The 4,407-nt window shown below is 75.6% G+C and carries 4 protein-coding genes; 3 read left to right on the forward strand and 1 reads right to left on the reverse strand.

Annotated elements, in window-relative coordinates:
- Positions 1–10: 10 nt before the first annotated feature.
- A complete protein-coding gene (locus FJ251_13870; protein ID MBM4118792.1) occupies positions 11–460 on the forward strand; it encodes a hypothetical protein in 450 nt (149 codons plus the stop codon).
- A gap of 74 nt (positions 461–534) precedes the next feature.
- Here the strand turns inward: FJ251_13870 and FJ251_13875 are convergent, their stop codons facing one another.
- A complete protein-coding gene (locus FJ251_13875) occupies positions 535–1,686 on the reverse strand; it encodes a glycosyltransferase family 4 protein (GenBank protein MBM4118793.1) in 1,152 nt (383 codons plus the stop codon).
- Between the two features lie 33 nt (positions 1,687–1,719).
- Between FJ251_13875 and FJ251_13880 the strand changes: the two genes are divergently transcribed.
- A complete protein-coding gene (locus tag FJ251_13880; protein MBM4118794.1) occupies positions 1,720–2,562 on the forward strand; it encodes a hypothetical protein in 843 nt (280 codons plus the stop codon).
- The coding region (locus FJ251_13885; GenBank protein MBM4118795.1) for a xanthine dehydrogenase at positions 2,559–4,407 on the forward strand (1,849 nt) is incomplete at its 3' end. The genes FJ251_13880 and FJ251_13885, both read left to right, overlap by 4 nt.

Below are 4,407 nucleotides of genomic sequence, written 5' to 3' on the forward strand. Positions count from 1 at the left end.
CATGTCGAGGATGCGAGCGCCGCGGACGGAGGGGGGCATCAGCCTCGGCGCCGGCGGGCTCATCGTGCTCGCTTTCTTCCTGCCGATGTTCCGCGGCTGCGGCCGCTTCGACGTGACCGGCTTCCAGGCCGCCACACAGGCGCCGGCGCTCTACGCGCCGCTCGTCGTCGGCCTGCTCGCTCTGCTCGCGGGCCTGGTTCTCCTGCGATCCGTGCGCCGCTGGCTGCCGCTCGCAACCGGCGCCGCGGCGCTGCTCGTCCTCGCGCAGCTGCTCGTGCAATCGATCCGCTACGCGCTCGATCCCGACTTCCGCGGCGTGAAGCCGCTCGTCGGCTTCTGGGTGCTTTTCGCCGGCCTGATCGCGCTGATCGCCCACGCCGTCACGCTGCTCCTGCGCATGGGACTGCCCCGCCTCTGGACCCGGCGCCAGCCGCCGCCCACGGAGCCGCCGGACGCCTGAGCCCCGCCGCTGGCCTCGCACCGTGGATCACGAGCGGGCAAGGCGGTCCGTTTTGTACACGTGTACACTGCTGGCTAGGCATCCAGCAGCTCGTCGTAGACGGCCAGCGTGGCCCGCGCCGCGCGCTCCCAGGTGAAGCTCGCCGCGTGCGCGCGCGCCGCCGCGCGCTCGGCGCTCGTCATTGCAAGCGCGGCGATCAGCGCGGCGCCGATGGCCGCCGGCGACTCGGGATCGGCGAGCCGCGCGTGGCCGCCAGCGATCTCGGGCAGGGCGCCGCGATCGCTGGCCACGACGGGCGTCCCGCAGGCCATCGCCTCGAGCAGGGGCAGGCCGAAGCCCTCGGCGAAGCTCGGCAGGCAGAAGACGGCGGCGCCCGCGTACAGCGCGGGCAGCTCGGCGTCGCCGACGGCGCCCAGCCAGCGCAGGCGCGATCCCAGCGCGCCCCAGACGGGATCAGCGCGGAGTTCGGCGGCGCCATGGCCCTCGCCGCCCACGACGGCGAGCGCCAGCTCGGCCAAGGCGGGCGTCGCGGCCAGCGCGCGGGCGAGGCCGAGCAGGTTCTTTCTCCGATCGAGGCCGCCGACGAAAAGGACGTATGGCCTGCCGCCCGCGAGCCCATGCCGCGCGAGCGCGGCCTCGCGCGCGACGGACGCCACCGGCGCGAAGGCCGGGCTCACGCCCTCGTGCACTGCGGTCACGCGCTCGGGCGGGCAGTCCACGCGGGCGAGGAAGTCCCGCCGCGTCGCCTCGCTGACGGCGATGATCCGCGCGCAGCGCACGGGGAGGGCGCGGTAGGCCGCCAGCTTGCGCGCGCGGAAGCCGGGCGGCGACCAGGCGTCCGAGAGCAGGGCGAAGACGTCGTGCAGGGTGGCGACGCGCGGGACGCCCGGCCAGGGGGGAACGCGCAAGTCCAGACCGTGCACGAGCGCCGGCCGCGCCCCGAGCCCGAGCGGCGGCAGCGGCTCCTGGTACCAGAGCCGCGGCGCGCCGGCCAGGCAGGCCGCGCGCTCGGTCCAGCGCGAGAGGCGATAGGCGAGGCGATAGATGTAGGGCGCCTCGCCGCTTGCAGCCAGCGCCAGCAAGGCGCCGGCCAGCTCACGCGTGTAGCGCGCGACACCGCTGGGGCGCGGCGTGCAGAGGGCGCTGGCCTCGAGGACGATCGTTGCGCGGCGGGCGCTCGGCATGGCGCAGTCTAGTCGCGCGCCGGCTCGCCCTGCAACGCGCATCGCGCCTTGACGCCCGCCCCCGGCGGCGCTTGAATGGGCTGTTCGCAGGGGGTAGCCGGCATGAGCTGGATCAAGGACTACCGTCTCGTCAACGACCTCGACGAGGCCGTCGAGCTGCTCGCGCGCCCGGGCGAAGGCTGGACCGTGCTCGGCGGCGGCAGTCGGCTGGTGGCGCAGCGGCCGCCCAACGTGGAGCGGCTGCTGGACCTCTTGCCCCTGGGCCTCGACCGCATCGAGGCGCGCGGCGACGGCGCGCTGCGCCTGGGCGCTCGGGTCCGTCTGCAAGGCCTCGCCGATCGGGACGACCGCGACGGCCTCCTGCGCGAGGCGGCCCTCTCGCTCGGCCACTCGCTCAACCTGCGCAACCAGATGACCCTCGCCGGCGAGACCGCCTGGCCCCTCGCCTTCAGCGAGCTGCAGACGGCCTGGGTCGCGCTCGATGCCCGCGTCCTGCGCCACGGCCGTCCGACCAAAACCGCGGCCGAGTACCTCGCTGAATCCGGCCGCCACGGGGTCATCACCGCGATCGAACTCCCGCCCGTCTCCGGCTGGCGCTTCGGCTTCCACGCCGTGCGCGCCGCCGAGAGCGCGCGGCCGCAGCTGCTCCTCGCCGCCGGCGCGCGCGTCGTCGGGGGAAGCATCGCCGAGAGCCGCCTCGTCTACGGCCGCCTCGGCGAGCGGCCCCAGCGGGCGCGCGGCCTCGAGGCGCGCCTGGTCGGCGCGCCCGCGCTGCCGCTCGGTCTCGGCAGTCTCGCCCGGCTGGACCGCGAGGGCCTCGCGCTGCTCAGCGAGCCCGCGATCGCCGACGAGACGAAGTGGGCCTGGGCGGCCGCGCTGCTCGACGAATTCCTCGCCCGGCTCGGGACGCTCCGATGAGCGAGGACAGCCCGCCCCGGCGCGAGCTCAGGCTCCTGCTCAACGGCCGCGCGCGGCAGGTCCGGATCGACCTCGACTGCAGCCTGCTCGCGCTGCTGCGCGCGGAGGGCTGTTTCTCCGTGAAGTTCTCGGACGAGCACGGCGAAGGCGGCGCCGACACCGTTCTCCTCGACGACCAGCCCGTCAGCGCCGCCGCCCTGCTCGCCGTCCAGGCTGCGGATCGCCGCGTCGAGACGCTCGAGGGTCTGCGCGAGGACCCCTGGCTCGCCGCCCTCGCCGAGCGCTTCCTGGCCGAGGGCGCCGTGCAGTGCGGCTACTGCACACCGGCCTTTCTGCTGCAGCTCGAGGCCCTGCGCCGGCGCAACCCGGCGCCCGACGAGGCGGCGATCCGCGAGGCGCTGACGCCCGTCTTCTGCCGCTGCACGGGCCTGGTCAAGCCGCTGCGCGCGGCCCGCGTGGCCTTCGGCCTGGCCCCGCCGCGCGAGGCGACGAGCGAGGGCCGCGCGCGGGTCGAGAGCCCGGCGGTCCCCCTGCGCGTCGTCGGCCGCGACGCGCGCCGCCTCGACGGCCGTGCCCTCGTCCGCGGCGAGCCCGTCTTTGCGGCCGACCTGGCGCCGCCGGGGGCGCTGACGCTGAAGATCCTCGCCAGCCCGCACGCCCACGCCCGGCTGCGGAGCATCGACATAGCAGCGGCGTTGCGGCTGCCTGGAGTCGTTGACATCGCCACCTGGCGCGACGTGCCGCGCCTGGCCTACACGACGGCCGGCCAGGGCTTCCCCGAGCCGAGCCCCTACGACTGCACCCTGCTCGACGAGAAGGTCCGCCACGTGGGCGACAAGGTGGCGCTCGTCGTCGCCGAGACCGCATCCGCGGCCGAGGCGGCCTGCGCGGCGGTGAGCGTCGATTACGAAGTGCTTCCCCACATCCTGGACGAGCGCGACGCGCAGGGGGAGGGCGCGCCGATCATCCACGACGAGCCGCGCCCGCCCGACCCCCAGGCCGACATCCTCTGCTGGCCCGCCGATCCCGCGCACAACGTGGCCGCGCGCACCCATCTCGACCTCGGCGACGTGGCGGCCGGCTTCGCCGCCGCGGCCGCGGTGCTGGAGCGCGAGTACCGCACGCACCAGGTGCAGCAGTGCTCGCTGGAGCCGCACGTCTGCGCGAGCTGGTGGGACGCCGACGGCCGCCTCGTGATCCGCACGAGCACGCAGGTGCCTTTCCACGTGCGGCGCGTGGTGGCGCGCCTGCTCGGCCTGCCGGCCAGCCGCGTGCGCGTCATCAAGACGCGCGTGGGCGGCGGCTTCGGCGGCAAGCAGGAGATCCTCGGCGAGGAGCTGGTCGCCCTGATGACGCAGCGCACGGGCCGGCCCGTGCGGCTCGAGCTCACGCGCGCCGAGGAGCTGCGTTTCGCGCGCAGCCGCCATCCCGCCCGCGTGCGCTACAAGGCCGGCTTCGACGCCGCCCACAAGCTCACCGCCATGGAGATGGAGATCCTCGAGAACACCGGCGCCAACGGCGCGCACGCGCTCACCGTGATGACGGTCTGCGCGAACAAGGGCCTCAGCCTCTACCCGGCGCCCGCGGTGCGCCACCGCGGCACGGCCGTCTACACGAACCGGCCGCCGGCCGGCGCCTTCCGCGGCTACGGCTCGCCGCAGGCCTTCTTCGCCCTCGAGTCCTTCATGGACGAGGCCGCGCGCGCCCTCGGCGCTGACCCGCTCCAGCTGCGCCTGGACAACCTGCTGCGCAGGGGCGAGCCGATGGTGATCGCCGCCAAGCTCGGCGAGGGCCGCGAGGCCGCGCTCTCGCGCCTGGCGAGCGGCGCGGCGGCGGCCTGCCTCG

The sequence above is a fragment of the bacterium genome (assembly GCA_016873475.1).
GTDB lineage: Bacteria > Krumholzibacteriota > Krumholzibacteriia > JACNKJ01 > JACNKJ01 > VGXI01.